This window comes from Devosia sp., assembly GCF_030689745.1.
Classification (GTDB): domain Bacteria; phylum Pseudomonadota; class Alphaproteobacteria; order Rhizobiales; family Devosiaceae; genus Devosia; species Devosia alba.
In genome coordinates, this window is the sequence record NZ_JAUYGL010000231.1 from 1 (window position 1) to 25,689 (window position 25,689).

The following is a 25,689-nucleotide window of genomic DNA, read 5'->3' on the forward strand; positions in this document are numbered from 1 at the left end:
TTGATCGCGGTTGCGGCGCTTTCGCGGAAATTGGCAGGAACGCAAATTGCAACGATTTTGCAGGGACGCTATAGCTCGGCGATGATGAGGTGCCGGTGCTGTTCCGCCGGCCGGGAGCCAGTATGACCGACGCCAGCACGACCCTGCCCAAGACCAATTCCAGCCCGTGGCCGAGCCGGCCGTTTCACCGGCAATATCTGATGCGGCAGGCCAATAATCTGTTCGACTTCTTCGCGGCGCCCTCCTTGAACCCCAAGGGCGGTTTTTTCGAGCTGGACGATGACGGCAAGGCGCTCAATCCGGCCAATGCCGTGCGGCAGGTGCATGGCACCACGCGCATGGTGCACTGCTTTGCCATTGGCAGCCTGATCGGGCGTCCGGGCTCGGACGAAATGGTCGATCATGGCATGCACTATCTCTGGAACAAGCATCGCGACACAAGGCATGGCGGCTATGTCTGGGGCGTCGATGACCATGGCGTGACCGATGGCAGCAAGCAGGCCTATGGTCATGCCTTCGTGTTGCTGGCGGCATCGAGTGCCAAGCTGGTGGGCCATCCCCTGGCCGACAAGGTGCTGGCCGACGTCACCGAAGTGATCGAGCACCGTTTCTGGGACGACACGGTGGGCGCGGTGCGCGAGGAATTTGGCAATGACTGGTCACAGATCACGTCCTATCGCGGCCAGAATTCCAACATGCACCTGACCGAGGCGCTGATGGCCGCCTATGAGGCAACGGGCGAGAAGGCCTATCTGAGCAAGGCCGAGCGGATCGCCGAACTGATCATCGCCAAGCACGCCGTGCCCCTGGGATATCGGGTGGCCGAGCATTTCGACGAGAACTGGGTGCTCGACAAGGAATATGTCGGCTCGGAAATGTTCCGCCCGTCCGGCACCACGCCGGGGCATTGGCTTGAATGGGCGCGGCTGCTGATGCAGCTGTGGATTCTGGGCGACAAGCGGTTGAGCTGGATGCCCGATGCGGCGCGCAATCTGTTCCGCCAGTCGATCGAGCTGGGCTGGGACGCCCAGCATGGCGGGTTTTTCTATACGCTGGATTGGGACAATAAACCGGTTCTGCGCGAAAAACTGTGGTGGCCGGTCAGCGAGGCGATCGGTGCCGCGGCGTTCCTCAGCGCCTATGACCGCGAGGACTATTTCCAGATCTGGTATCGCAAGCTGTGGGATTATGCCGAGAACCATGTGATCGACCATGAGCGCGGCGGCTGGCTGAGCGAGCTTAGTGAAGACCTCAAGCCCAAATCGCGACTGTTCACCGGCAAGCCCGATATCTACCACGCGCTGCAGGCCTGCCTGATCCCGCTCTATCCAGCGACCGGGAGCCTGACGGCGGCGATCATCTCCACCGACCACACGGTCAAACAGTACCAGTAGCGCCGGCTGGCAGTTGCATCGGGCGGTGGTGGCGCGTACATCACCGCCGAAGCTGAGAGACCTTGCAATGTCGCGTCCTGCCCGCCTGCCCGCCCAATTGCCTCGCCATCTGGTGGAGCGCGCCGTTGCAGCCGCGCTGGAAGAAGATCTCGGCCTGGCCGGCGACCTGACCAGCCAGGCGACCCTGGCGCCCGGCGCGCAGGCCACCGCCAGCCTGTCGGCGCGCGAAGCCGGGGTGATTGCCGGACTCGATCTTGCGGCAGCCGCGTTCCGGCTGGTGGGCGATGGCGTGGTGTTTACCCCCAATGTCGCGGATGGCGACCGAATTGGCGTGGGTGGTTTGGTGGCCAGCGTTACCGGCCCTGCCCGGCTGGTGATGTCGGCCGAGCGGGTGGCACTGAACTTCCTCAACCATATGAGCGGCATTGCCACGCTGACGCGGATTTATGCCGATGCTGTCGCTGGCACGGGGGCGCAGATCTGCGACACCCGCAAGACGACGCCGGGGCTGCGGGCCTTCGAGAAATACGCGGTGCGTTGCGGTGGCGGGGCCAATCACCGCTATGCGCTCGATGACGCCATTCTGATCAAGGACAATCATATCGCCGTCGCGGGCAGCGTGACAGCGGCCTACACTGCGGCCGCGACCTTTGCCGGGCATCTGGTGGCCATCGAGATCGAAGTGCAGAATCTGGCCGAGTTGGAAGAAGCGCTGGCAGCGGGAGCGCGCGTGGTGCTGCTGGACAATATGGACAATGCGACACTGCGCCAGGCGGTAACGATCAATGCCGGCCGGGCCAAACTGGAAGCCTCGGGCGGGGTCAAGCTGGACCGGGTGCGCGCGATAGGCGAAACGGGCGTGGACTATATCTCCACCAGCCAGATCACCATGGCGGCCCAGCCGCTTGATCTGGGGCTCGATGTGACGATTGGCGTCTAAGATGACCGTTATTGCAGCAGCGCCGACCGACACGCACCTGACGGCGCTGGTCCTTGATGCCGCCATCGCGGCGGCGCGGGTGATCCTCGACGTCTATGCTCGCCCCATCGTGGCGGTCGATAAGGCCGATGGCTCGCCAGTCACCGAGGCAGACGCGGCCGCAGAGGCGATCATTCTCGAGCATCTCAAAGCTACCGGCATTCCGGTGCTCGGCGAGGAAAGCGTGGCTGCCGGGATCATCCCGGTGTTGGGCGAGCGGTATTTTGTGGTCGACCCGCTGGACGGCACCAAGGAATTCATCAAGCGCAATGGCGAGTTCACCGTCAATATTGCGCTGGTCGAGCATGGCGTGCCGGTGCTGGGGGTGGTGCTGGCGCCGGTCACGGGCGAGACCTTCGTGGGTGACGCGCGCGGCGCCTTTAGCTGCAACACCAGTTCGGGCTCAGTAAGCAACAAGCAGCCGATCGGGGTGACGTCTTCACGCAAGCTGCGGATTGTCGCGAGCCGTTCGCATGGCCATGCCGCTTTGGCGACGCTGTGCGAATTGCTTGAGGTCCAGTCTGATGTCTCGGTGGGATCCTCGTTGAAGTTCTGCCTGCTGGCGCGGGGCGATGCCGAACTCTATCCGCGATTCACGCCGACCTGTGAGTGGGACACGGCGGCCGGACAGGCGGTGCTGGAGGCGGCAGGCGGCGCGGTTGTGACCCTGGACGGCGAGCGCCTGCGCTATGGCAAGGGCGAGTTGGCCTTCCTCAACCCCTATTTTGTTGCGGCGGCCAATCTGAATCTGGCACGCCGGGCAGCGGCCGAAATGACCAAAATCCTAGGCTGATCTGCCAAGCTGCAGCAATGTCTTAACTGATCTGTTGCATCAACTGATCCGTACATCTTGTACGATTCACGCCAAGCATATATTGAACCAGCATATATCGGCTCGGCATATGCCCCGGAGCACCGTGCATGAACGTCAGAACATTGTGTTTGTCCATTCTCTATGAGGGTGACGCCACGGGCTATGAAATCCGTCGGCTTTGCGTGGAAGGCGAATGCTCGTACTTCATCGAGGCCAGCTTTGGATCGATCTACCCGGCCCTGGCCAAGCTTGAAGATGAAAAGCTGGTGACCAGCCGCAGTGAGCAACAGGACGGCAAGCCGACAAAAAAAATCTACTCAATCACGGCAGCCGGCCGCGCCGCGTTCGCGCATGAACTGGCCCAGCCGCTGGGGGAGGACATGTTCCGTAGTCCCTTCCTGCTATTTGCCCGTTTTGCCCATATTCTGCCGCGAAGTCTGGTGGAAACACGGGCCAATGAATTCCTGCAAATACTGAGCGACAAGCGTAAACGTCTCAAGGTCACAGCAGCAGATCATTGCAGCAATGCTTCAGACACATGGGTCATCAACTACGGAAGTGTTATTATGGAGGTTGCTGAAAGGCATCTGCGCACCCATATGCACGAACTCATCACTTTAGCGCGAGCCGATTCCAACAAAGACGCGGCTGAGTAAAGGGGCAACTTCTCTATGCGTGCATTATTTTCTTATGGCATTGCGCTGGTACTGCTGATCCTGACAGGTGCCTGGCTCGCAACTGGAACCCTGGTTATGGGCGGCAGCGGGCCAGGCAATGGCGAGCGCCCAATTGTCTCGATAATCGAGGGCGAAGAACACGGCCCCATCGCCACCCAATTGGCCGAGGCGGGCGTGCTGGCCCAACACGAAGCCAGCACCGAAGTCGACCCGCACCTGACCATTGCCCAGCGCAATGAGGCCGAGCACGGCGCCAATACGGGGCTGCAATCGGTGCGGACCACGACCTATGTGGCTCAGCCCTTCGCGATTGAGGTCCCCTTGCGGGGTCGCACTCAGGCCAAGGCCACCGTTAGCGCCGTGGCAGAGACTGCTGGCATTGTTGAAACTGTGCATGTGACCAAGGGCCAGAAGGTGGCGGTCGGCGATCCGCTGTGCACGCTGGATCAGGGCACCCGGGCTGCCGCTGTCGCACAAGCTGACGCCGGTTTGGCGCAGGCCAACGCGGCACTGGCTCAGGCCCAGGCCGATTTTGATACCAATGCCGAACTGCGAAGCAAGGGCGTGGCAACTGCCAATAGTGCACGCGGCGTGGAAGTGGCCCTGGCCGCCGCGCAGGCGAGCGTGACATCGGCCAAAGCCAATCTCGACAACGCCCAGGCCGAACTTGATCGCACGCTGATCAACGCCAAGGTGAACGGCGTGGTACAGGCGCCGCTGGCCGACGCTGGCGCCATGCTGGCTCAAGGCCAGCCCTGCGCCACCATCGTCCAGCTTGACCCGATGTTGTTCATCGGCCAGGTGCCGGAAGTCCGGATTGGTCTGGCCAAGCTTGGCCTCTCCGCCAGCATCACCACCATCACCGGCCAGACGGCCGAGGGCAAGGTGAGCTTCATCGCCACGACGGCCGACGCTGCCACCCGTTCCTTCCCGGTCGAGATCGAGCTGCCCAATGCCGATGGCACCATCCGTGACGGCATCACCGCCACGGCAGTAGTGAATATGGGCTCTGCCCCGGCGCACCTGTTGCCGCAATCAACGCTGACGCTGGACGCTGATGGTGTGTTAGGCGTGCGCGCCGTGGTGGATGGCGCGGCCAAGTTCATGCCGATCGAGATTGCCAGCGACACCCGCGACGGTGTCTGGGTTCTGGGACTACCAGTAGCGGTCGATGTCATTACCGTCGGCCAGGAGTATGTCATCGACGGCCAAGCGGTCGACGCCACCAATGTAACAGCGAGCTAACCGATGCTGGATTTCATCGAACGTATCCTGCGGATGCCGCGTGTCGTCTTGACGATCATGGTGCTGCTGCTCGGGGCGGGCTTCATGGCCTATACCAGCCTGCCCAAAGAGAGCTTCCCGGCAATCGACATTCCCTATTTCTACGTTTCGGTCAGCCAGACCGGCGTGGCACCGCGTGACGCAGAACAGTTGCTGGCCAAGCCGATCGAGGACCGCATCAAGGAAATAGACGGGCTGGAGAACTATTCCTCCACCTCGACCACCGGTCATGCCTCGGTGTTCCTTGAGTTCAACGTAAATGCGGACAAGGACAGGGCGCTCTCTGATATCCGGGCGAAGCTGGACGGGCTTTCAGCTGAACTGCCCGATGACGCTACCGAACCAACTGTTACGGAAATCTCGTTTACCGACATGCCCGTCATCTCGGTTGCGGTTTATGGCACGGTGCCCGAGCGTGAACTGGTCAACCGGGCCAAGGATCTGCAGGAAGAACTCAAAGGCATTGGCGACGTCCAGAACGTGACTCTGTCGGGGTCGCGCGATGAAGTGCTGGAAGTCACCATCGACCTGACCCGGCTGGAAGCCTACGATTTGACGGCAGCGCAGCTGTTTGATGCCCTCGCCAAGAACAACATGGTGGTGGCCGGCGGTACACTGGATTCGGGCCAGGGCTCGTTCAATGTCGAAGTGCCCGGCCTGATCAAGAACGCCCGGGACATCTATACGCTGCCACTCAAGACGGTCGACGATACCGTGGTGACCTTTGGCGACGTCGCCACGATCACGCGGACCTTCGAGGATGCCACGCAATATGCACATGTGAATGGCCAGCCAGCCATCACCCTCGGCGTCTCCAAGAAGCTTGGCACCAACGTCATCAGTGTGTCCGACGAAGTGCGGCGGATCACCGAGAATTTCACTGCCGATTGGCCACAGGCCATCGAGACCAGTTTCCTGATCGATCAGGCCGACACCACCAAGGGTATGTTCCGCTCGCTGGAAGCGGCTGTGCTGACCGCCGTGGCGCTGGTGCTGATCACCTGCATTGCCACACTGGGCTGGCGCGCCGCCATCATGATCGGCATGTCGATCCCGATCTCGTTCATGATCGCTTTTCTCGTCGTGCAGATGCTCGGCATGACCATCAATATGATGATCATGTTTGGCCTGGTGCTCGCGGTGGGTGTGCTGGTGGACGACCCGATCGTGGTCGTGGAATATGCCGAGCGCAAATTGCAGGAGGGCGTTCCCAAGAAGGAAGCCTTCATCATGGCCGCGCGCAAGATGTTCGTGCCGGTGGTTTCGGCCACTTTCACGACCCTGGGCGCCTTCGTGCCACTGCTGTTCTGGCCGGGCATTATCGGCAAGTTCATGAGCTATCTGCCCACCATCGTGATCGTGGTGATGATTGCCTCGCTGGTTTCGGCGCTGATCTTCATGCCCATTATCGGTGCCTTCATCGCCTCGACCCATGTTGACGAGAAGGAAAAAGAAGCCGCTGACGTGGTGATGTATGCCGACAAGTTTGATCCCAACAAGGTTCGGGGTCTGACCGGCGTCTATGTTCGGACCATGCAGCATCTGATGCATCAGCCGGTCATCACCCTGGCAGTCGGCTTCGGCATCGTGGGGCTGATGTTTGCCGCATACATCATGAACCCGACGGGCACTGAGGCCTTCCCGGCCTCGGAGCCTGAATTCGGCACTGTCAACGTCATCACCCGCGGCAATTACTCGCCAGCGGAAATCCGCGATCTGCTGGTGGAGGTCGAAGACCAGATCCTGCAGGTTCAGGGTATCAAGGATGTCATCATGAGCTTTGCCGGTGGTGATGGCAGCGGCGGGCTCGGGGGCAGCACGCCGCCCGACACCGTTGGCACATTCAACCTCCAGCTCATGCCCTATGCCGAGCGTGTCAAGGCTGCCGAAATCTTCCAGGACATCCGCGAGCGGGTAGCCGGGATTTCGGGCCTGGAAGTGCAGATTGCTGCGCAGGAGGATGGCCCGCCAGCCGGCAAGGCGATCAATCTGCGGGTTGAGGGTACGGTTTATGCCGATATTGCCCCGGCCGTGACCAAGCTGCGTGATTATATCGAAAACGATCTGGGCAATACCATCGACGTTGAAGATGGCCGCCCTGCCCCCGGCATCGACTGGCAGGTGACCATCGATCGCGAAGCCGCTGCCAAATACGGCATCGGCGTGCGGGAGCTGAGCCCCTATGTGCAGCTGGTCACCTCGGGTGTGAAGCTGGGCAGCTATCGTCCCGACGATGGCGGCGACGACGAACTCGACATCAGGGTCCGTCTGCCCAAGAGCGAGCGCACCTTTGACGTGCTGGACTCGCTACGGATTGTGACGGCACAGGGTCTGGTGCCGGTATCCAACTTCATCACCCGCACGGCGGTGCCCAAGGTGGCCAATATCACCCGCCGCAATGGCGTCTATGCCATGACGGTGGCCGCCAATCTGGAAGAGGGCTTCTCCTCGGAAGACAAGGTCAAGCAGATCAAGGCCTGGCAGGCCGAGCAGGAATGGCCAGCCAGCGTCGAGATTATTTATGGCGGTGCTGCCGAACAGGTCGACGACACCAATGCCTTCATCATCTCGGCCTTCGGTGCGGCGATGTTCCTGATCTTCCTGATCCTGCTGCTGGAATACAACAGCTTCTATCAGGTGCTGGTGACGCTCACGACGGTGATCATGTCACTGGCCGGGGTGCTGCTGGGCATGCTGGTCACCGGCATGAGTTTTTCGGCGATCATGACGGGACTGGGCATTGTGGCACTGGCGGGTATCGTGGTGAAGAACGGCATCGTGCTGATCGACACCTATAACCACTATCAGCGCGACGAGCATGTCGAGCCGGTCAAAGCCATGATGATCACCATCAGCCAGCGTGTGCGGCCGGTGCTGCTGACCGCCATGGTGACTGGCCTGGGCGTGATCCCGATGGCGTTGAATATCGAGTTCGATTTCATCCGCCGCGAGATCGTGGTCGGCGGCATTGCCGGTTCGTGGTTCATCCATCTGTCGGCAGCACTGGTCTCAGGGCTATTTGTCTCCACCGCGCTGACGCTGGTGATGGTGCCGGTAATGGTGGTGGCGCCTACAGTGCTGTGGAAGCAGATCAGATGGCTGGTCGAACAGTCTGGCCGGCTGGGACGGTTCGCAACCGGTCGCGGCGGTCAAGCGGCGATGGCCACGCCAGCGGGGTTTGACGGCATGGCCGTGGAGATCCCCACCGGGGCGGATGGCGCCAAGCGCTATATCGTCAGCCCGGATGCCGGGCTGGTGGAAGAGCAGCAGAATGGCGTGACTGTCGTCAGTCGGCCTGAAGCCGCCGAGTAGCACCGGCGCAGAAACGAAGCAAAAGGCCCGCAACGATGCGGGCCTTGTTGTTTGTGGTATTGAACGACCGTGGTGCCAGGGGCTTGCCATGAGGTCGGCGCGCCCCGCTGAGGCTGCCAGCCAGTGGGGTGTCGGGAATGCCGGCTGGCGAAGATGATCCCCGTCACAGCACCCTGCCCTATTCTGCGGCGGGCGTGCCGCGCTTGACGAAACCGTCGGGATCGTTGGCGGTCTGCAGCAGCTTTTCTTCAGCCTCGGTAGCTTCGCGCTGGCGGTTCCACATCTGGGCGTAGAGGCCGTCCTTGGCGAGGAGGTCGAGGTGGTTGCCGCGTTCGGCCACCACGCCTTCGCGCAGCACCAGGATTTCGTCGGCATTGACCACGGTGGACAGGCGGTGGGCGATGACGAGCGTGGTGCGGTTCTGCGAGACGACATCGAGGGCCGACTGAATATCCCGCTCGGTCTTGGTGTCGAGCGCCGAGGTCGCTTCATCCAGAATGAGGATGGAGGGTGCCTTGAGAATAGTACGGGCGATGGCGACGCGCTGCTTTTCGCCACCGGAGAGCTTGAGACCGCGCTCGCCCACCGGGGTGTCATAGCCCTTGGGCAAGGTCTCGATGAACGGACCGACCTGAGCCATGCCAGCGGCTTCGCGCACCTCCTCGATCGACGCACCCGGCCGGCCATATTCGATATTGTAGCCGATGCTGTCGTTGAACAGCACGGTATCCTGCGGCACCATGCCGATCGCCGAGCGCAGGCTTTCCTGGGTGACGTCGCGCAAGTCCTGACCATCGATGGTGATGGCGCCCCCGGTTACGTCATAGAAGCGATACAGCAGCCGCGAGATTGTGGACTTGCCGGCACCAGTGGGGCCGACGATGGCCACGGTCTTGCCCGCAGGAACCTCGAAGCTGACGCCCTTGAGAATGGCGCGATCGGGATCATAGTGAAAGGTGACGTTGTCGAAGCGGATCACCGGCCCGGTTACGACCAGTGGCTTGGCGTCGGGCTTGTCCTCGATTTCCGGGCTCTGATCGAGCAGCTTGAACATCTCTTCGATGTCGGTGAGACCCTGGCGCAGTTCGCGATAGACGAAGCCGATAAAATTGAGCGGCCGATAGATCTGCATCAGGAAGGTATTGAGCAGGACGAAGTCGCCCAGGGTCAAGGTCCCGGCCATCACCCCATTGATCGCCATGATGGCGATGATCAGGAAGCCACCGTAGAATATTACCGCCTGGCCGAAGTTGAGGAAGCCCAGCGAGGTCCAGATGCGGATGGCGGAGCGTTCGTAGCCGGCCATGGACGCATCGTAGCGATCGGCCTCCATCTGCTCATTGGCGAAATACTTCACCGTCTCAAAGTTGAGCAGGCTGTCGATAGCTTTGCCATTGGCGTCGGTGTCGGAGTCATTCATGGCCCGGCGGATGCCAATGCGCCAGTTCGACGCCTTGATGGTGAAATACAGATAACCCCAGATCATCACGACCAGCACGCCGAGATAGCTGACGCCAAACATCCAGACGAAAATGACAGCGGTAATGGCGAATTCGACCACGGTGGGCAGAATGTTCAGCATCGTGAAACGGACGATGGTTTCGATGCCCTTGGTACCGCGCTCTATCACCCGGCTGAGGCCACCGGTGCGGCGCGCCAGATGGAAGCGCAGCGACAGGCGATGCAAATGGTGGAAGGTGCGCAGCGCCAGCTTGCGCACGGCATTCTGGCCGACGCTGGCAAACAGCACGTCGCGCAATTGCTGGAATCCGGCGTCAACGATATTGCCCACGACATAGGCAATCACCAGGACGATGGGCACCGCCATACCGAAAATCACCGCACTATTGGGGGTGGCGCTATCGAGACTATCGATGATGCCCTTATAGGCGAATGGAATAAGGGTGGTGGCGACCTTGCTCAGCAGCAGGGCAGCAATGGCCAGCACAACCCGCAGACGCAGATCGGCCCGGTCGGCGGGCCACATATAGGTCCAAAGATTGCGGATGGTCGAAAATACGGAATCCTCGTCCGCGCTAACGGATGGCTTCTTGTCAGCGTTGTCAGTGGGCATTAGGCGAGTTCCGCTTCCAAGTCGGGGGTGGCAGCGCCCAAACCAGCCAGCATGCCTGAATAGGCTGAACCCAGGGCAGCCAGACGCTCATGCTGCACGATGTAGCAATTGCGGGTACCGCGCGACTTCCGCTCGATCAGACCGGCATCAAGCAGCACCTTGATGTGCTGGCTGACCGTTGATTGCGCCAGGGTCAAGGAGTCGGTCACATCGGCACAACAACACTGGCCACGCTGCTGTCCGGCGATGATGCGCAGAATGTTGAGGCGCACCGGATGACCCAGTGCCCGCATGATGGTGGCAATATCGTCGTCGTGCATCGGTTCAACCAGATTTATCGTCATATTGCGATATATGGGTCCAACCGCCGCAAGAATCAATGGCCCGCCGGAAAGCGGGCCATGTTGTACTCAGTTGTTTGCGCTATCGGGCAGATCGAAGACCTGACCGGGGTAGATGCGGTCGGGATCGCGGATCTGGCCGGTATTGGCCTCATAGATGGCCGTGTACTTGATGCCTTCGCCATAGACCCGGCGTGCGATGGTCCAGAGGTTGTCGCCGCGGCGAATAATCGCCTTGCCGGCAGCAAAGCGCTGATCATCGATATCGCCGACACTCACGCCAACCATGGTCGGCACAGCCGGCTCAGCGGCAGCAGCGTCTGTTGGCGGCACGGCGGCTTCGGCTGGCTGTGGCGCGGGAGTGGCCGCAGGATCGGCCACGGCAACCGCGGTTTCTGTGTCAGGCGCCGGTAGATCGAGGGAGAAATCGACTTCGGCGCGCTCCACGACCTCGGCGCTACCGGCCTGCAGCAAGTCAACGCGAACACGCTGATTTGGCTTGGTCAGCACCTTGCCGGCCTCGATCAGCCAACGGCCATCCGAGACAATTGTATCGGCAATGAAGCTATCGTCGACATAGAGCCGCACGGTGGCGCCATCTGGACCACTGCCGGCAAAGAAGGACTTCTCCCCCTCGACCTCGACGGCGTCGATTGTCGGCGTCGCAACCACGGCTGTCGCCGGGGTCGCAGCAGGGGCCGTGGCATCGGGGGAAGGATCAGTAGCGGCCACGGCGACGGCAGGCTCGGTCGGCGCGGCTACCGGCTGGCTCGTCTCTTCGGTGGCAGGCTGATCGGCACCCGTTGCAGGCGACGTTGGTTCGGTGGCAGCAGGCGCGGTCGCGGCGGCGGCCGTATCGGCAGATGCGGCAACCGCATCATTGGCGGCGGCTGGCGCCGCCGGATCAGCCGATGACGCAGCAGCAACTGGCGCGGCAGGTGCGGCCTCGCTGGAGGTTGCGGCGACTGCGGCTTCAACTGGTTCCGTCACCGCAGGCCCGGTGACAGCTGGTGCTGCTGCAGCGGGCGGAGTGGCGGCTGCTGGACGACTGCTCGTATTGGCAGCCATCTGGGTCGGAGCGTCGGCTGTCGCCTGGGGCAAGCCCTGCAACACCTCGCTGGCGGCACCCGGGGTGCTGGCTACCACGAGCGGCTCGCTGGTCTTGTCGGCATTGATGGCGACGACGAAGGATTCGGGAGCGAGCCCCTTCTTGCCGGTCTCGCCCAGGGTAATTTCGGTACCGCCGGGAGCGATGGGAATGTCTGGAACGAATACCCAGTCACCACTGGCAGCCACGGCGCTGCGGCCCAGGAGCAAGCCATTGGCAAAGATCTCTATTTCGCTGCCGGGCGTGCCGCTGCCGGCAATCACGACCGAACCGTCAGGCTCGGCCCGCAACAGGCCGAAACTCGCAGCGACCAGGTTTTCCGGCGCTTCGGCGGCTGCAGTGGCCGCCTCGGCAGGCTCCACATCGAGCTCTGGCCCGACCAGCGCGGTATCCGCGGCAGGCTCAGTTGCAACCAGCGGCGCAACGGGCTCAACGGTCGTCGCCGCTGCGTCGACCGATCCAGGCGCCGCGCCGGGCAGCAGACCTGCCGCACGCATTTTGCCCTGCAGGCATTGGCCCATGCCATCAGGGGAATTAAAGCAACTAACGACGCCTGGGCCGGCCAGGACGCCAAGGATCACCACAATGGTAACAGCAGCGGCCGAGAGGGCGAGCGCCAGAGGCTGTTTCGGGGCGGGTTGTTTCGGAGCGGAATCGGCCAGTTTGTCCTCCCGGACCGTTGTGACGGCAACGCCGTCCGGTTTTACGCGCTGACCTGTCATGCCCTATGGCGTTTCAGTTTTAAGCAGCTTGTAGGTAATTGATTCATACAGAGCTTCAAACGAGGCATCAATGATGTTGGCAGAGACGCCAATGGTAAACCAGCGCTCGCCGGTGCCATCGCGACTTTCAACCAGCACACGGGTGACCGCGCCCGTGCCGCCGTCGAGGATACGCACCTTGAAATCGACCAGTTCAAGATCTTCGATACGCGACGAATATTTGCCGAGATCTTTGCGCAGCGCCAGATCGAGTGCATTGACCGGGCCGTTGCCTTCCGCCACCGACATCAATACTTCGCCCTCGACCCGAATTTTGACCACCGCTTCGGTGACGGTTATCTCCTCGCCCTGTGCATTGTGGCGGCGCTCGACAGAAGCCCGATAGGTGTCCACCGCAAAAAAATTGGGCAGCGTGCCGAGCACCTCATGCGCCAGAATGGCAAATGAGGCGTCGGCACCGTCATAGGAATAGCCACGCGATTCGCGGTCCTTGACCGTAGCCAGGAGCTTTTCGAGGCGCGGATCGTCCTTGGCAAGCGCAATGCCGTGCCGGGCCAGCGCGGTCAGCAGGTTGGATTTGCCCGCCTGCTGACTGACCATGATGGAGCGCTCATTGCCGACGCTTTCGGGCGGCACATGCTCATAGCTGGAAAAATCCTTGAGCAGCGCCGAGGCATGGATGCCAGCCTTGGTGGCAAAGGCCGAGGCGCCAACATAGGGGGCCTGCCGGAACGGCGCCCGGTTCAGCCGATCATCAAAGGCGCGCGAGACTTGAGTGAGGCGAGCCAGGCTGGCGGACGGAATCGCGGTCTCGAAGCGATCGGCGAAGACAGGCTTGAGCAGCAGGGTCGGAATCAGGGTGATCAGATTGGCGTTGCCGCAGCGTTCGCCAATGCCGTTGAGCGTGCCCTGGATCTGGCGCACCCCGGCGTCGACGGCCGCCAGGGTATTGGCGACGGCCTGGCCGGTATCGTCGTGCGCGTGGATGCCGAGGTGCGTACCGGGCGCAATGGCCAGGACGCTGTCAACAATGAGCGCCACCTCGGCGGGCATTGTGCCGCCATTGGTGTCGCAGAGCACGACCCAGCGGGCCCCGGCATCGAGCGCGGTCTTGACGCATTGCAGGGCGTAGTCGGGATTGGCCTTGAAGCCGTCAAAGAAATGCTCGCAATCGACCAGCGCTTCCTTGTTGGCGGCCACGGTCGTGGCGACGCTGTCGCGCAGATTGGCGAGATTGTCCTCAAGGGAAATCTCGAGGGCGACCGTCACCTGATGGTCCCAGGCCTTGGCGACAAAGCACACCGAGTCCGCCTGCGAATTGATCAGGCCCTGAAGACCGGGATCATTGGCAGCAGAGCGCCCTGCCCGCTTGGTCATGCCGAAGGCGGTGAACCTGGCCCGCGTGGTGCGTCTGGTGTCAAAAAACTCGGTATCAACCGGATTGGCGCCGGGATAGCCGCCCTCGATATAATCGACGCCCAGCTCTTCAAGCAGCCCGCAAATGGCAATCTTGTCCTCCAGCGAGAACTCGATTCCGGCGGTCTGTGCGCCATCGCGCAGGGTGGTGTCGAAGATATAGAGCCGCTCTTTGGTCATAAAACTCACTCGGGCCAGTCGTTGGTGTCGTGATCGGGATGTTGGCGATTGGAGGCCTTGATCGCGGCGGCCCAGTCTGCGCTGTCGCCATCCTCGGTACGGCCCCGATCGGGCAGCGCGACGATGTCGGCGAACCAGGGCATGCGCCCTTCAATCCCGTCATGGCTGCGCGGCCTCACCGCAGCAGGATGATCGAGCGAGCCGATGGTCAGGCTGGTATGGCCGGCTGTGACGTCGCGGTAAAACAGCGGCGTGCCGCAGCGCTGGCAAAAGCCACGTTCGACGAATTGCGAACTCATGAAGCCGGTGGGCGCGCCGCGGGTCCAGACCAGGGTCACATTATCGGCGCCGACTAGGGCTTCAAAATAATTGCCCACCGCCTTCTGGCACATGCGGCAATGACACAGATGGGCGGTGTCCAGCGCCAGAATGGCATGGTAGCGCACGGCGCCGCACTGGCAGCCGCCGCTCATTTCAAGGGTTTCGTGCTCGGTATCGGTCATTGAGGCGGCTCCTTGGGCGGCCAATCCTGGGTGTCATGATCGGGGTGCTGGTTGGAGTGGATGCCAGCGAGAAAGTCGCGCCATTCATCATTGGCCTCATCGCGCACCGGCAGGCCGGTCAGGCCATCAAAGAAGGGCAGCTTGTCGGCCGGGTTGACCTGGATGGCCGGGGCAACCGCTGTTGGCTCGTCGAACGCGCCAATGGCCAGTTCGAGACCAAAGCGGGTTTCATAGGCCAGCGGCGTGCCGCAATCACCGCAAAAGGCGCGACGGGCGGCATTGGAGGATTGGAACCATTTGGGCGTGCCGCGGGTCCAGGTCGCATTGTGCGCGGTGACCAGCGGGCCGAAGAATCCGCCAAAGGCCTTTTGGCACATGCGGCAGTGGCAGATCGAGGGCCGACCCAGACGGGTCACCCGAAAACGGACCGCGCCACACTGGCAGCCTCCCGCATGGGCGTCGATTTTTGGGGTCACCGCTTGATCTCCCATCTGGTCTGGCGGGCACCGGTTTCGTCCTTGGAGTCCATCAGGGTGATGCCCTGCTCGGCGAGCTCGGCCCGGATGGCGTCGGCTTTGGCGAAGTCCTTGGCGTTGAGGGCCGCGAGACGGTCGGCGATGGCGGCAGCAAGGTGGGGCGGCTCGTCGGCGCCCTGCTCGGAAGCCAGCACACTGTCGAGGCCGAAGCCGAGGAAGCGCAGCGTGGCCGCCAGGCAATGCTTGGCCGCTGCACCGCCGTCGCGATTGGCCTTTTTGGCAATCACCTCAAGGGCCACACTGGCGCGGTGAAAGCCGAGATCATCGGCCAGTTCCTTGACCACGGACGCATCAGGGCCGTCGCCCTCGGCTAGCGTCGCGCCTTGAGCGGCGCGCTGCCAGTCTCGCAACTTGGTCTCGGCCTCTTCCAGGCGTTTGACCGAAAAATCGATCGGCTCGCGATAGTGGGTCATCAGCATAGCCAGGCGCAGGACATCGCCGGGCCATTTGCGGCCGCCGAAATCTTCGGTTTGCAGCAATTGGCTGATGGTAACGAAATTGCCCAGACTCTTGCTCATTTTCTGGCCTTCGACCTGCAAGAACCCGTTGTGCATCCAGACATTGGCCATGGCGCTTGTGCCATGGGCGCAGCGGGACTGGGCGATTTCGTTTTCGTGGTGCGGGAAGATCAGGTCGAGCCCGCCGCCATGAATGTCGAAGGCATGCGGGTGCTGGTGGGCGGCAGGCGACAGCCGATCCTTTATTTCGTCCCAAAGATAGCGCTCGCTCATGGCCGAGCACTCAATATGCCAGCCGGGGCGGCCGCGACCCCAGGGGCTGTCCCAGCCCGGTTCGTTGTCGGCGGACTGTTTCCACAGCACGAAATCGGCAGGGTTCTTCTTGTGCGCCTCGACGGCGATGCGGGCGCCAGCCAGATTGTCATCGAGATTGCGGCCCGACAATTGGCCATAGTCGGGCATGGATTTGACGTCAAACAGCACTTCGCCATTGGCCACATAGGCGTGCCCGTTGGCGATTAGCGTAGCAATCAGCGCCTGCATTTCGGCAATATTGTCGGTGGCACGCGGCTCCACGGTCGGCTCAAGGCAGCCGAGCGCCCGGGCGTCGGCGCGGAACTGGGCCTCGGTGGTTTCGGTGACCTTGCGGATCGCCTCGTTGAGTGGCAGGTCGGGGAAATCGCGCAGGGCGCGGGCGTTGATCTTGTCGTCGACGTCGGTGATGTTACGCGCATAGGTGACGTGATCGGCGCCGTAGAGGTGGCGCAGCAGCCTGAACAGCACATCAAACACGATGACCGGGCGGGCATTGCCGATATGGGCGAAGTCATAGACCGTGGGGCCGCAGACATAGACGCGCACATTGGCCGGATCGATGGGAACAAAGCGTTCCTTGGTGCGGGTCAGCGTATTGTAGAGCGTCAGCTGTGGCGTGGTCATGCGGTCCGTCCCTGGGCCATGCGAAAATGCGCTGGCAGACGGCTCTTCAGATATCAGAAATCAGGATGAAGAAGACCGCGCCGCCAATGTGTGGTTAGCAGGTAATAATGCAGCGGTTAATCAGAATGATCTGCGTCTTCATGGCGCGAGATTGGCTGCCGGGCGCGCGGAAATCAAGCAGAAAGAAAAAAGGCGGCCCTTCCGGGCCGCCAAATCGCTTTGGAGGCGATGAGAAACTAGTCGGCGCGGAACTGCTGATGGCAGGTGCCGCAGGTGCCGCCCAGGGTCTTGACGGCGGCGAGATAGGCTGTGGTGTCACCGGCCTTGGCGGCTGCAAGACCATCAGCGGCGGCGGTCTTGCCGGTATCGATGATGGCGTTGAAGGCGTCCCAGTTCTCCCAGATCGCCGGCAAAGCCTTGCTGTCGCCAATGTTGGAGCCTTCGGGAAAGACGGCGGGCATATGGGTGAAATTGTCGAGCATGATCTGCATGGCCGCTTCCGCTTCTGCGCCCGTCAGGGCCCCGGCGGTCTTCAACGTGCTGCCATTCAGCTTCATCAGCGGCTCGCGGACTTCCGCAGCAGCCTCGGGCGTGGTGGGCGCGACAAATGCATCCTGCGCAAAGGCGGTTGCAGCCCCCATGGCCAGCAGGCCGGCAAAGGCCAAGGTGGCAATCTTGTGTAGCGACATTCGTGGACCCTCAATACGCCAAGCCGAATTTGAACGTCCCAAGTTTTGCACGCGATGATGACAGCCCCAACGCACACACGGAAATGTTACCAGCACATACAAGAGCTTAGGCGAGCGTCACCGTCTGCTTGATATCGCCAAAGACCGAGCGGTCGTCCGCCACCGCGCCGATCCGCACGGTATCGCCGGGCTTGAGGAAGGGGGTGCGGGCGCGGCCGTATTTGAGCTTTTCGACGGTGCGCGCCTCGGCAATGCAGGCAAAACCGATACCGTCGCGCTTGATGGGCAGGCTTTCTTCGTGGCGGTTGGAGACCGCGCCGCCGCCGATAATGGTGCCCGCCGCCAGATTGCGGGTGCGGCTGGCCTCAACGATGAGGTCGGCGAAATCGAAATGCATGTCGATGCCCGCATTGGGCCGGCCGAACAGCGTGTCGTTGACCTCGACGCGCATGGGTAGATGCAGTCGGTTATCGCGCCAGGCGCCGGCCAGACTCTCGGGCGTAATCGCGATTGGAGCGAAGGCGGTTGACGGCTTGGAATGGAAGAAGCCGAAGCCGTTCTGCAGATCATCCAGCACCAGACGGCGCAGCGAGACATCATTGCAGACGGTAATGAGGCGAATGGCGGCCGCCGCCTGGTCGCGGGTCGCCGCCATGGGCACCGCGCTGATGATGACGGCCACTTCGGCCTCAAAGTCGATCGCCAGGTCCGGATCGGTTGTCACAATGGGATCGGTGGGGGCCGACAGCGAATCAGAGCCGCCCTGATAGAGCAATGGCCGGGTGGACTGCAGTTCCTCATCCTTGCTGCCTTTGAGGCTGCGCACCCGTTCGAGATGGCTGAGATAGCCTGACCCATCAATCCACTGATAGGCCCGCGGCAAGGGCGCCAGAGCCATGGCAGGGTCAAAGGGCTGACCTGCAATGGCGCCAGCATCCAATTGGGCTGCCAGGGCCGCCAGCTCGGGGGCAAGCGCTTCCCAATCGTCGAGTGCGGCCTGCAGATGGGAGGCGATGCGACCAGCCGAGACGAAGCGGGCCAAATCAGCCGAGACAATGACCAGTTGACCGTCGGGACGACCGTTTTTTAACGTTGCAAGCTTCATGGCGGCGCATTCTCTCGCTGGTGTGTCCGTGCAGCGCTACCACGACGCCGACGCTGTCACTATACTGTTGCCATGGGTCCTAGCGTTGTCTTAAGGCCCGGTTGTGACGCACTGGGCGTCGATGGAATTCGATGATTTTTTTTAGCAGCAATGGCGCACGCGCCCTCGTCCTTCTGACGCTGAGCGCACTATGCATGGTTTTGAACGTCAATGTCGCCTATGCGCAGTCGGCGCAGTGTTCTCGGCTGGAAGGCGCCCTGCAGCAGTTTGACCGCAATGGTGATTTTCGCCAGATGGGCGGCAATTCGCAGGCCGCCCGGCAAGCGCAGCGCGATGTGCAGAGCATGGAGAGTCGCTATGTGCGCGATGGCTGCAACGACGCCGCCAAGGCTGGCCAGCAGCTGACCCAGGAGTGCCGGCAGATTGGCCGTGAAGTGCTGCGCCTGCGCGAGGTGGCGGCCGGTATCTCCCAGCAGGTGGAAACCGCCAATGCCGTGGCCGGCCAGCGCGAGGCGATCCTGCAGGAAATGGCCCGTTTTGGCTGCGGCACCGATCGCGGCTCCAGCGCCACCTTCTCCAATGGCCGTCAGAACCTGTTCGATCGCATTTTCGGCACCACCTCGGAAAGCGATTTTTCCGACGGACAGATGATCGATGGTGGCGACTATTGGGGCTATCAGGGCTACCAGACGGTGCGCACGGTGTGCGTTCGCCTGAGCGATGGCTATTTCTGGCCCATCAGCTACGCCACCCTGACCGACTATGTCGGCAATGACTCGGCAGCGTGTCAGGAGAGCTGCCGGACGACGCCAGTGGCGCTGTATTTCTATGACAATCCGGGGCAGGAACCCGAGCAGATGCGCAATCAGTTCGGCGAGCCCTATACCGCCTTGCCGACGGCGTTCGCCTATCGCGATGCGCTCGATACCAGCCCCAGCGCCAGCTGCAAGGTCGCGCCCCAATCGGATGGCTCAATCAGCATGGCCGAGCGGGCCGATGGCAGCACAAGGGCGATCATCGCGGTGGCGGGCCAGAGCTTTCCCATGCCGCTGCGCGATCCGCGTGGCGTGACCCCGGTAATGGCCGTGGCGCCACTGCAGACGGCGACGCTGCTCGATATCGCCCTGCCCCGCCCGCGCCCGGCTGGTCCCGGCGAAACGCCGGTGACGCGCCCGGTCAATCAGTCGGCAACGGAAACCCAGCTACGGCTGGTGCAGTTCGGCGACAAGGTGGTCAGGGTAGTCGGGCCAGACACGCCGTACGCCCAACCAGCGGAAGCAGGGACTTAAGCTCAGGCCCGTCATGACGCCCGGTCAGGGCCAGGCGCAGCGGCAGAAACAGCGCCTTGCCCTTGCGCCCCGTGGCGGCCTTGAGCGCGCCGGTCCATTCCGACCAGGTCTCGATGGTCCAGGGCTCGGCGGGCAACAGGGCCTTGGCGAGCGCCAGGAATTCCCGATCCTCATCGGCGACGATGGGCTCGACCGGCCCGGTGACCAGGCTGGCAAGGTCCACAATATCAGTGAATTTGGTGAGGTTATCGCGCAACAGCATCCAGATCGCCTCGCCCTCAAGACCCAGGCTGGTGAGCCGGGGCAGCGCCTGCTCATAACTCATCGTATGCAAGAGACGGGCGTTGAGATTGTCGAGCTCGACCGGATCAAAGCGCGCCGGGCCATGCGAAATCATCGATAGATCAAGGCGATTGGCGATCTCGTCGAGCGAAGCATAGGCCTCGATCGGCAGGCTGGTGCCGGTGATCGCAGCCATGACGGCGATGGCCAGGGGTTCGTAGCCAGCCTCGCGGAAATCGGCAATGGACTGCGAGCCGAGCCGCTTGGAGAAGCCCTGCCCCTGCGCGTCAGTCAGCAAATTGTGGTGGGCAAAGATTGGTACCGTACCGCCCAGTGCCTCGATGATCTCGATCTGGGTGCCGGTATTGGAAACGTGGTCTTCGCCGCGGATGACATGGGTGATGGCCAAATCAATGTCATCGACCACCGAGGGGAGCGTATAGAGATAGCTGCCATCCTCGCGGATCAGCACCGGATCAGACATCGAGGCGGTGTTGACCGTCTGCGTCCCCTTGATGAGATCGGCGAACTGCACCGGGCGGCCATCGAGCCGGAAGCGCCAATGTGGCTTGCGCCCTTCAGCTGCAAGGGCAGCGCGGTCGGCGTCGGTTAGCTTGAGTCCGGCGCGGTCATAGATTGGCGGCTTGCCCAGCGCGCGCGCCCGGGCCCGGCGTCGATCAAGCTCGTCGGCCGTTTCGTAGCAAGGATAGAGGCGTCCATCGGCGATCAGCCGGTCGCGCGCCGCGTCATAGAGCTCCGTGCGTTCGGACTGCCGCACCAGCAGATCGGGGGTGACGCCGAGCCATTCCAGATCAACCTCAATGCCGTCGGCAAACTCCCGAGTGGAGCGGGCCAGATCGGTATCGTCCATGCGCAGCACGTATTTGCCACCATTGCGGCGGGCAAAAAACCAGTTCAGCAGCGCCGGACGGGCATTGCCAAGATGGATGCGACCGGTGGGGGATGGTGCCCAGCGTACGATGGTCATCAGATGCTCCGATCCTTGTAGCCATTGGTGATGGGATATTTGCGTCCCATGCCAAAGGCCTTGGCGGTGAGCTTGGGTCCGGGGGCGGACTGGCGGCGCTTGTATTCAGCGATATTGACGAGGCGCTCAATGCGCTGGACCAGCGCCGGCTCGTAACCGAGGACGACAATTTCGGCCAGGGAGAGTTCGTCTTCAACGATGCCCTTGAGAATGGCGTCGAGCACCGGATAGGGGGGCAGGCTGTCCTGATCGGTCTGATCGGGGCGCAGTTCAGCACTGGGCGCCTTGTCGATGATGGCCTGGGGAATGACTTCCCCCGACGGCCCGAGGCAATCGCCGGGGACGTGGGCATTGCGCCAGCCCGCCAGGCGATAGACTTCCATCTTGAACATGTCCTTGAGCGGATTATAGCCGCCATTCATGTCGCCATAGATGGTGGCGTAGCCCACGCCCATCTCCGATTTATTGCCGGTGGTCAGCAGCATGGAACCCAGCTTGTTGGAGACCGCCATCAGCACGACGCCACGCATGCGTGACTGGATGTTTTCTTCTGCCAGATCGGCGGGGCGATCGCCAAAAATCGGTGCGAGCTGCGCCAGCGCGTCATCGACCGGATTGCCAATCGCCACGATGTCATAGCGCACGCCGAGATTGTCGGCGCAGGCCCTGGCATCGGCGAGACTGGCCTCGCTGGTGTAACGATAGGGCAGCATGATGCAGTGGACGTTTTCGGGACCAAGGGCGTCCACCGCCATGGCGGCAACGACGGCGCTGTCGATACCACCGGACAGGCCGAGTACGACCTGACTGAAGCCGTTCTTGTGCACATAGTCGCGCAAGCCGAGCACGCAGGCGAGCCAGGGGGCTTCGTCGGTGGTTGTCAGTTCGGTAACCTCGCCATTGGCGCAGGTCCAGCCATCGTCACCACGAACCCAGTCCGAGACGATGAAATCGGTGGCAAACGACTTGCCCTGCAGCACCAGCTTGTCACCTGGTTCGATGGCGAATGAGGCGCCGTCGAAGACAAGCTCGTCCTGGCCGCCCACCTGATTGAGGTAGAGCATGGGCACATCATCTTCGGCCACCCGGGCGCGCACCAACTCCTTGCGGATATGCTGCTTGTTCGTCCAGTAGGGCGAGCCATTGGGGCACAGCATGATTTCGGCGCCACGCATGGCCAGATGCTCGCAGACGCTGGCGTGCCAGATATCCTCGCAGATGGGGATGCCGACCGACACGCCCTTGATCAGCACCGGCATGGCCAATGGGCCGGCGGTGAAGTAGCGCTTCTCGTAGAAGACATCGGTATTGGGCAGTTCGCGCTTCAGCCGGGTGGCGATGATCTCGCCATTTTCGGCGACAATGGCGGCATTGTGCAGGCCCGTCTTGTCCCACCAGACCGTAGGCAGGACCAACACCACTTCGGTGCCGGCGGTATCGGCGACCAGATCGCGCGCGGCCTGCATGGCGTCCTTGATGAATTGCGGCTTGAACAGCAAATCGTCAGGGAAATAGCCGGTCAGGAACAGTTCCGAGAACATCAGAATGTCGGCCTTGGCGGCCACGGCATCGGCGAGCGCGGCGCGGGCCAGGGCGAGATTGCCCGGCAGGTCGCCGACCTTGGGATTGAGCTGGGCGAGCGCAATTCGGAGGCGGTCTGTCACGATAAATCTGCCCGTTGTCTGAGAAGGTGCGGGCGTGGCGGCAGCCAAGTGCCGGAACGCGCGCCAGACTTAGCCGCTCCCCCCTATCAGGGCAAGCGGACAACGTCGGCGCGCTGGCAGGCTAGAAGCGACCGGTCGCCTCGAACAGGGCGCCATAGCGGAAAATGCGCGCGAAATTGCTGGGCAGGTTCAGGGTTGCCTGATCGGTGCCACCGGCATTGGCGGAGAACTGGGCGTCGAGTACCCCTTCAACATACCAGGCGCGTCCACCGACCCGCAGGGTCAGGTTCTCGGTGGGATGAAAGCCCACCAGGCTCTCCACCATCACGCCATAGCCACGGCCACTCAGCGTGGTCGGGGCGCGTTCCTGATATTCGGTGCCCCCCAAATTGAAGCCATCGGGGGAACTGCCCCCCAGCGTGCCGGACACATGGGCATAGGGAATGGCGGCGATTTCGCCCTGGATGTCGAACCTGTCGAAATCGGCCTGGGCCTTCACGCCCAGCCGCAGCGCGTGGATATCGAGATCGTCCTTGGCCGCGGTGAACGAGGTGGGATTGCCGAGGCCGTCAAAGCTGGCGCCGACCTGGCCGGAGCCGATATCGGGCGCGTCCTTCCAGTACTGGTAGCCGACAAAGCCGCCAGCGGCGAAGCCTTCATCGAGCTTGCCAAAGGGCAGCCAGCCGAAATCGGTGGCGGCATACCCGATGGCAGAATTGCGGCCGATAGCGCCCGAGCGGGCTGGCGTGATGGCATAGGTGCCGCTGGTGGACAGGCCAATGCCGGCCTTGCCGGTGAGGTAGGTCTGGGTCGAGAGATCTTCGATCTTGCCGTGCAGTTCCACAATGTGGGTCTGGTCACGGGTAGTGACTCCCACATCGCCCAAGCCGGCAGCGGTGAAGCTGGCATCCTGCTCGCCCCAGGACAGCCAGTAGCGGGTGCCGAATTCGAAGCGCAGGTCATCGTCCGGGTTTTTCCAGCTCTCGGCATAAGCTGGACGCATATAGGGATAGTCGGCTGCCAGCACGGGCACCGCACTCAACAGTGCCACTATTGCAATGGTGCCTTTGAGCGCGCGCTTCATGGTTTTCTCCAGTTCGACAGCCGTCAGCCAGTAGCAAAGCTATGAAGCATTAGGGTTAATGCTCCGCTAAGTGCGGTTTGGGATTTGGTAACGCTGAATGCACATCGTCGATCACGTTGCCGCAAAAGCCTGGTCTGGCTGCAACCTCTGAAGCGCTGGGGTGTTGCCCTTAGCCGGTTGGCGATCTGAAACGACGAGTTGGCGTGATGACTTGCAGGATATTGGTGGTCGAGGACGAGATCTTCGTGGCCACGGAAATTGAACATGTGATTGAGGAGATGGGCTTTACGCCTGTCGGCATTGCGGCCGAGCAGCGCTCGGCGCTTGCTTTGGCGAGCGCGGCCGAGGTGGCCTTGGTCGACCTCAATCTGCGCGATGGCGCCACCGGCATCACCATTGGCCGTATTCTGGCGCAGACGCATGGCGTCACGGTGCTATTCATGACGGCCAATCCAGCACAACTGGGCGAAGGCGTCCCGGGCACGATCGGGGTGCTGCCCAAACCCGTGACCGACCAGGAGTTGCGCGATGCCGTGTCTTACGCCGTGGCGCGCCGCCGGGCGGCCGAAGTGGCGCCACCGCGCCGCCTGCACCTGTTTGGCCCATCGGGCGCGCTTTCCCTGAGCTAGGGGCTCGAGGTCAGCCTGGCTGAACGATTCAACGCCTCGACGGGCAGATCCACTTCGACGCGCAGCCCATCACTGTCCCATACCCGCTCCAGCGTCCCGCGCATCTGCCCCTCCACACTCAATTCGATAAGGCGGGAGCCAAAGCCGCTGGCTTCGCCCGGGACCACTGCGGGACCACCGGTCTCCTTCCAGGTCAGGCGATAGCGGCCATCCTGGCGCGCCTCCCCCCTCAGCACCACCCGCCCTGCATCAATCGAGAGCGCACCATATTTGGCGGCGTTGGTCGCCAGTTCGTGGAACAGCAATGCCAGCGGCGTCGTGGCCCCATCATCGATGGTGGTATCGTCGCCCTCGAACAGCACGCGCTCGGTATCGACGTTGCGATAGGGCTGCATCAGGCGTTCGATCAGGGCACGCAGCGAGGTTGCAGTCCCGGCAGGACTGGCCTCCGTGTTGCGCGGCCGCACGAAGTCATGCGCCTCGCCCAGGGCGTAGATCCGCTGGCGCAGCTCATCGGCGAAGGGCTTGATCTCGGGACGGCTGCGGGCTGACAGGCTGACAATGCCGGTGAGCACGGCAAAGATATTCTTGATGCGGTGGCTGAGTTCCTGGGTGACCAGTTCGCGCTCCTGGGCAGCCAACTTGGTGTGATGAATATCGGTGCAGGTGCCGATCCAGCGCACAATCGTCCCGGACGCGTCGCGGATGGGCAGCGCCAGACCGAGCGTCCAGCGATAGGCCCCCGAGCGATGCCGGAGACGGTATTCGATCTCATAGGGTTCGCCCGATACCAGGGACTTTTTCCAGATATCCCAGGCCCGCTCCCGATCATCGGGATGGAACATGTCGCTCCAGGCGTCGTCGTCCGTCGAGCCCTCCGGCACACCTGTGAACTCATACCAGCGGGCGTTGTAGTAGTCGTGCCGGCCGTCTGGCAGGGTCGACCAGACCATTTGCGGCATGGCATCAGCAAGCGTGCGGAAGCGCAACTCGCTTTCGGCCAGGGCTTCGGTGGTGCGCCGCTGATCGGTGATGTCGACCAGGACGCCGGGAAACCGCTGAATGATGCCATCATGGTTGAACAGGGGCTTGCCGGATGCGGCGACCCAATGGATCGCGCCGTCCTGCGCCACAACGCGATACTCAGAGCGGTAGGCGCTTTTCCCGCGAATGGTTTCGGCTATTTCCAGACCGACACGCTCGGCATCATCGGGATGGACGG

Annotated in this window: 21 protein-coding genes; 8 read left to right on the forward strand and 13 right to left on the reverse strand. The window is 62.3% G+C overall.

Going from position 1 to position 25,689, the window contains the following annotated elements:
• The first annotated feature begins 122 nt into the window (after positions 1 to 122).
• From Q8O80_RS20370 to Q8O80_RS20395, 6 genes are all read left to right on the forward strand, one after another.
• Positions 123 to 1,394 (forward strand): AGE family epimerase/isomerase, encoded by a 1,272-nt coding sequence (locus Q8O80_RS20370; protein ID WP_305582755.1) that lies wholly within the window; start codon positions 123 to 125, stop codon positions 1,392 to 1,394.
• A 67-nt stretch (positions 1,395 to 1,461) separates the two neighbouring features.
• Positions 1,462 to 2,334, forward strand: a complete 873-nt coding sequence (gene nadC / locus Q8O80_RS20375; protein WP_305582757.1) for a carboxylating nicotinate-nucleotide diphosphorylase — start codon at positions 1,462 to 1,464, stop codon at positions 2,332 to 2,334.
• Between the two features lies 1 nt (position 2,335).
• Positions 2,336 to 3,166: a 3'(2'),5'-bisphosphate nucleotidase CysQ gene (gene cysQ / locus Q8O80_RS20380; protein ID WP_305582759.1), complete on the forward strand. Its 831-nt coding sequence runs from the start codon at positions 2,336 to 2,338 to the stop codon at positions 3,164 to 3,166.
• 128 nt (positions 3,167 to 3,294) lie between these two features.
• Positions 3,295 to 3,843 (forward strand): PadR family transcriptional regulator, encoded by a 549-nt coding sequence (locus tag Q8O80_RS20385; RefSeq protein ID WP_305582761.1) that lies wholly within the window; start codon positions 3,295 to 3,297, stop codon positions 3,841 to 3,843.
• Between the two features lie 15 nt (positions 3,844 to 3,858).
• Positions 3,859 to 5,109: an efflux RND transporter periplasmic adaptor subunit gene (locus Q8O80_RS20390; RefSeq protein ID WP_305582763.1), complete on the forward strand. Its 1,251-nt coding sequence runs from the start codon at positions 3,859 to 3,861 to the stop codon at positions 5,107 to 5,109.
• A gap of 3 nt (positions 5,110 to 5,112) precedes the next feature.
• Positions 5,113 to 8,460, forward strand: a complete 3,348-nt coding sequence (locus tag Q8O80_RS20395) for an efflux RND transporter permease subunit (protein WP_305582765.1) — start codon at positions 5,113 to 5,115, stop codon at positions 8,458 to 8,460.
• 178 nt (positions 8,461 to 8,638) lie between these two features.
• Here the strand turns inward: Q8O80_RS20395 and Q8O80_RS20400 are convergent, their stop codons facing one another.
• The 9 genes from Q8O80_RS20400 to Q8O80_RS20440 form a co-directional block, all read right to left on the reverse strand.
• Positions 8,639 to 10,534, reverse strand: a complete 1,896-nt coding sequence (locus Q8O80_RS20400) for an ABC transporter ATP-binding protein/permease (protein ID WP_305582768.1) — start codon at positions 10,532 to 10,534, stop codon at positions 8,639 to 8,641.
• On the reverse strand, positions 10,534 to 10,854 hold the full coding sequence (locus tag Q8O80_RS20405) for a helix-turn-helix transcriptional regulator (RefSeq protein ID WP_305582770.1): 321 nt from the start codon (positions 10,852 to 10,854) through the stop codon (positions 10,534 to 10,536). The genes Q8O80_RS20400 and Q8O80_RS20405 overlap by 1 nt, the downstream gene beginning before the upstream one ends.
• 90 nt (positions 10,855 to 10,944) lie before the next feature.
• Entirely contained in the window at positions 10,945 to 12,480 is a 1,536-nt protein-coding gene (locus Q8O80_RS20410) for a LysM peptidoglycan-binding domain-containing protein (RefSeq protein WP_305582773.1), read from the reverse strand.
• A 228-nt stretch (positions 12,481 to 12,708) separates the two neighbouring features.
• The gene (gene cimA / locus Q8O80_RS20415) at positions 12,709 to 14,301 is read right to left on the reverse strand and encodes a citramalate synthase (RefSeq protein ID WP_305582775.1); all 1,593 of its coding nucleotides are present in this window, start codon (positions 14,299 to 14,301) and stop codon (positions 12,709 to 12,711) included.
• A gap of 5 nt (positions 14,302 to 14,306) precedes the next feature.
• Positions 14,307 to 14,804, reverse strand: coding sequence for a GFA family protein (locus Q8O80_RS20420; RefSeq protein WP_305582777.1), 498 nt, complete (start codon positions 14,802 to 14,804; stop codon positions 14,307 to 14,309).
• On the reverse strand, positions 14,801 to 15,280 hold the full coding sequence (locus tag Q8O80_RS20425; protein WP_305582779.1) for a GFA family protein: 480 nt from the start codon (positions 15,278 to 15,280) through the stop codon (positions 14,801 to 14,803). Before Q8O80_RS20425 ends, Q8O80_RS20420 begins: the two co-directional genes overlap by 4 nt.
• Positions 15,277 to 16,737, reverse strand: coding sequence for a cysteine--tRNA ligase (gene cysS / locus Q8O80_RS20430; RefSeq protein WP_305582781.1), 1,461 nt, complete (start codon positions 16,735 to 16,737; stop codon positions 15,277 to 15,279). Before cysS ends, Q8O80_RS20425 begins: the two co-directional genes overlap by 4 nt.
• Before the next feature lie 236 nt (positions 16,738 to 16,973).
• A complete protein-coding gene (locus Q8O80_RS20435; RefSeq protein ID WP_305582783.1) occupies positions 16,974 to 17,426 on the reverse strand; it encodes a cytochrome c in 453 nt (150 codons plus the stop codon).
• A gap of 106 nt (positions 17,427 to 17,532) precedes the next feature.
• Entirely contained in the window at positions 17,533 to 18,531 is a 999-nt protein-coding gene (locus tag Q8O80_RS20440; protein ID WP_305582785.1) for a fumarylacetoacetate hydrolase family protein, read from the reverse strand.
• Positions 18,532 to 18,662: 131 nt separating this feature from the next.
• On the opposite strand from Q8O80_RS20440, the gene Q8O80_RS20445 reads away from it, so the two are divergent.
• Positions 18,663 to 19,820 (forward strand): DUF2865 domain-containing protein, encoded by a 1,158-nt coding sequence (locus Q8O80_RS20445; RefSeq protein ID WP_305582787.1) that lies wholly within the window; start codon positions 18,663 to 18,665, stop codon positions 19,818 to 19,820.
• On the opposite strand, the gene gltX is transcribed toward Q8O80_RS20445, so the two are convergent.
• From gltX to Q8O80_RS20460, 3 genes are all read right to left on the reverse strand, one after another.
• The gene (gene gltX / locus Q8O80_RS20450) at positions 19,765 to 21,090 is read right to left on the reverse strand and encodes a glutamate--tRNA ligase (RefSeq protein WP_305582789.1); all 1,326 of its coding nucleotides are present in this window, start codon (positions 21,088 to 21,090) and stop codon (positions 19,765 to 19,767) included. The two genes, Q8O80_RS20445 and gltX, sit on opposite strands and share 56 nt — an antisense overlap.
• Positions 21,090 to 22,754, reverse strand: coding sequence for an NAD+ synthase (locus Q8O80_RS20455; RefSeq protein ID WP_305582791.1), 1,665 nt, complete (start codon positions 22,752 to 22,754; stop codon positions 21,090 to 21,092). The genes gltX and Q8O80_RS20455 overlap by 1 nt, the downstream gene beginning before the upstream one ends.
• 121 nt (positions 22,755 to 22,875) lie before the next feature.
• The gene (locus Q8O80_RS20460) at positions 22,876 to 23,838 is read right to left on the reverse strand and encodes a hypothetical protein (protein ID WP_305582793.1); all 963 of its coding nucleotides are present in this window, start codon (positions 23,836 to 23,838) and stop codon (positions 22,876 to 22,878) included.
• Between the two features lie 203 nt (positions 23,839 to 24,041).
• Here Q8O80_RS20460 and Q8O80_RS20465 point away from each other — a divergent pair, with 203 nt between their 5' ends.
• Entirely contained in the window at positions 24,042 to 24,467 is a 426-nt protein-coding gene (locus tag Q8O80_RS20465; protein WP_305582795.1) for a response regulator, read from the forward strand.
• Here Q8O80_RS20465 and Q8O80_RS20470 read toward each other — a convergent pair.
• Positions 24,464 to 25,689: PAS domain-containing protein (locus Q8O80_RS20470; protein WP_305582797.1), on the reverse strand; the 1,226-nt coding region annotated here is incomplete at its 5' end. The two genes, Q8O80_RS20465 and Q8O80_RS20470, sit on opposite strands and share 4 nt — an antisense overlap.

Excerpts from the sequence above, each read along its gene's own strand:
- Q8O80_RS20400 (WP_305582768.1), bottom strand. The coding sequence starts at position 10,534 with ATGCCCACTGACAACGCTGACAAGAAGCCATCCGTTAGCGCGGACGAG.
- cysQ (WP_305582759.1), top strand. The coding sequence starts at position 2,336 with ATGACCGTTATTGCAGCAGCGCCGACCGACACGCACCTGACGGCGCTG.
- cysS (WP_305582781.1), bottom strand. The coding sequence starts at position 16,737 with ATGACCACGCCACAGCTGACGCTCTACAATACGCTGACCCGCACCAAG.
- Q8O80_RS20435 (WP_305582783.1), bottom strand. The coding sequence starts at position 17,426 with ATGTCGCTACACAAGATTGCCACCTTGGCCTTTGCCGGCCTGCTGGCC.
- Q8O80_RS20370 (WP_305582755.1), top strand. The coding sequence starts at position 123 with ATGACCGACGCCAGCACGACCCTGCCCAAGACCAATTCCAGCCCGTGG.
- Q8O80_RS20390 (WP_305582763.1), top strand. The coding sequence starts at position 3,859 with ATGCGTGCATTATTTTCTTATGGCATTGCGCTGGTACTGCTGATCCTG.
- nadC (WP_305582757.1), top strand. The coding sequence starts at position 1,462 with ATGTCGCGTCCTGCCCGCCTGCCCGCCCAATTGCCTCGCCATCTGGTG.
- Q8O80_RS20405 (WP_305582770.1), bottom strand. The coding sequence starts at position 10,854 with ATGCACGACGACGATATTGCCACCATCATGCGGGCACTGGGTCATCCG.
- gltX (WP_305582789.1), bottom strand. The coding sequence starts at position 21,090 with ATGACCATCGTACGCTGGGCACCATCCCCCACCGGTCGCATCCATCTT.
- Q8O80_RS20460 (WP_305582793.1), bottom strand. The coding sequence starts at position 23,838 with ATGAAGCGCGCGCTCAAAGGCACCATTGCAATAGTGGCACTGTTGAGT.
- Q8O80_RS20445 (WP_305582787.1), top strand. The coding sequence starts at position 18,663 with ATGATTTTTTTTAGCAGCAATGGCGCACGCGCCCTCGTCCTTCTGACG.
- Q8O80_RS20385 (WP_305582761.1), top strand. The coding sequence starts at position 3,295 with ATGAACGTCAGAACATTGTGTTTGTCCATTCTCTATGAGGGTGACGCC.
- cimA (WP_305582775.1), bottom strand. The coding sequence starts at position 14,301 with ATGACCAAAGAGCGGCTCTATATCTTCGACACCACCCTGCGCGATGGC.
- Q8O80_RS20410 (WP_305582773.1), bottom strand. The coding sequence starts at position 12,480 with ATGCGTGCGGCAGGTCTGCTGCCCGGCGCGGCGCCTGGATCGGTCGAC.
- Q8O80_RS20420 (WP_305582777.1), bottom strand. The coding sequence starts at position 14,804 with ATGACCGATACCGAGCACGAAACCCTTGAAATGAGCGGCGGCTGCCAG.
- Q8O80_RS20440 (WP_305582785.1), bottom strand. The coding sequence starts at position 18,531 with ATGAAGCTTGCAACGTTAAAAAACGGTCGTCCCGACGGTCAACTGGTC.
- Q8O80_RS20395 (WP_305582765.1), top strand. The coding sequence starts at position 5,113 with ATGCTGGATTTCATCGAACGTATCCTGCGGATGCCGCGTGTCGTCTTG.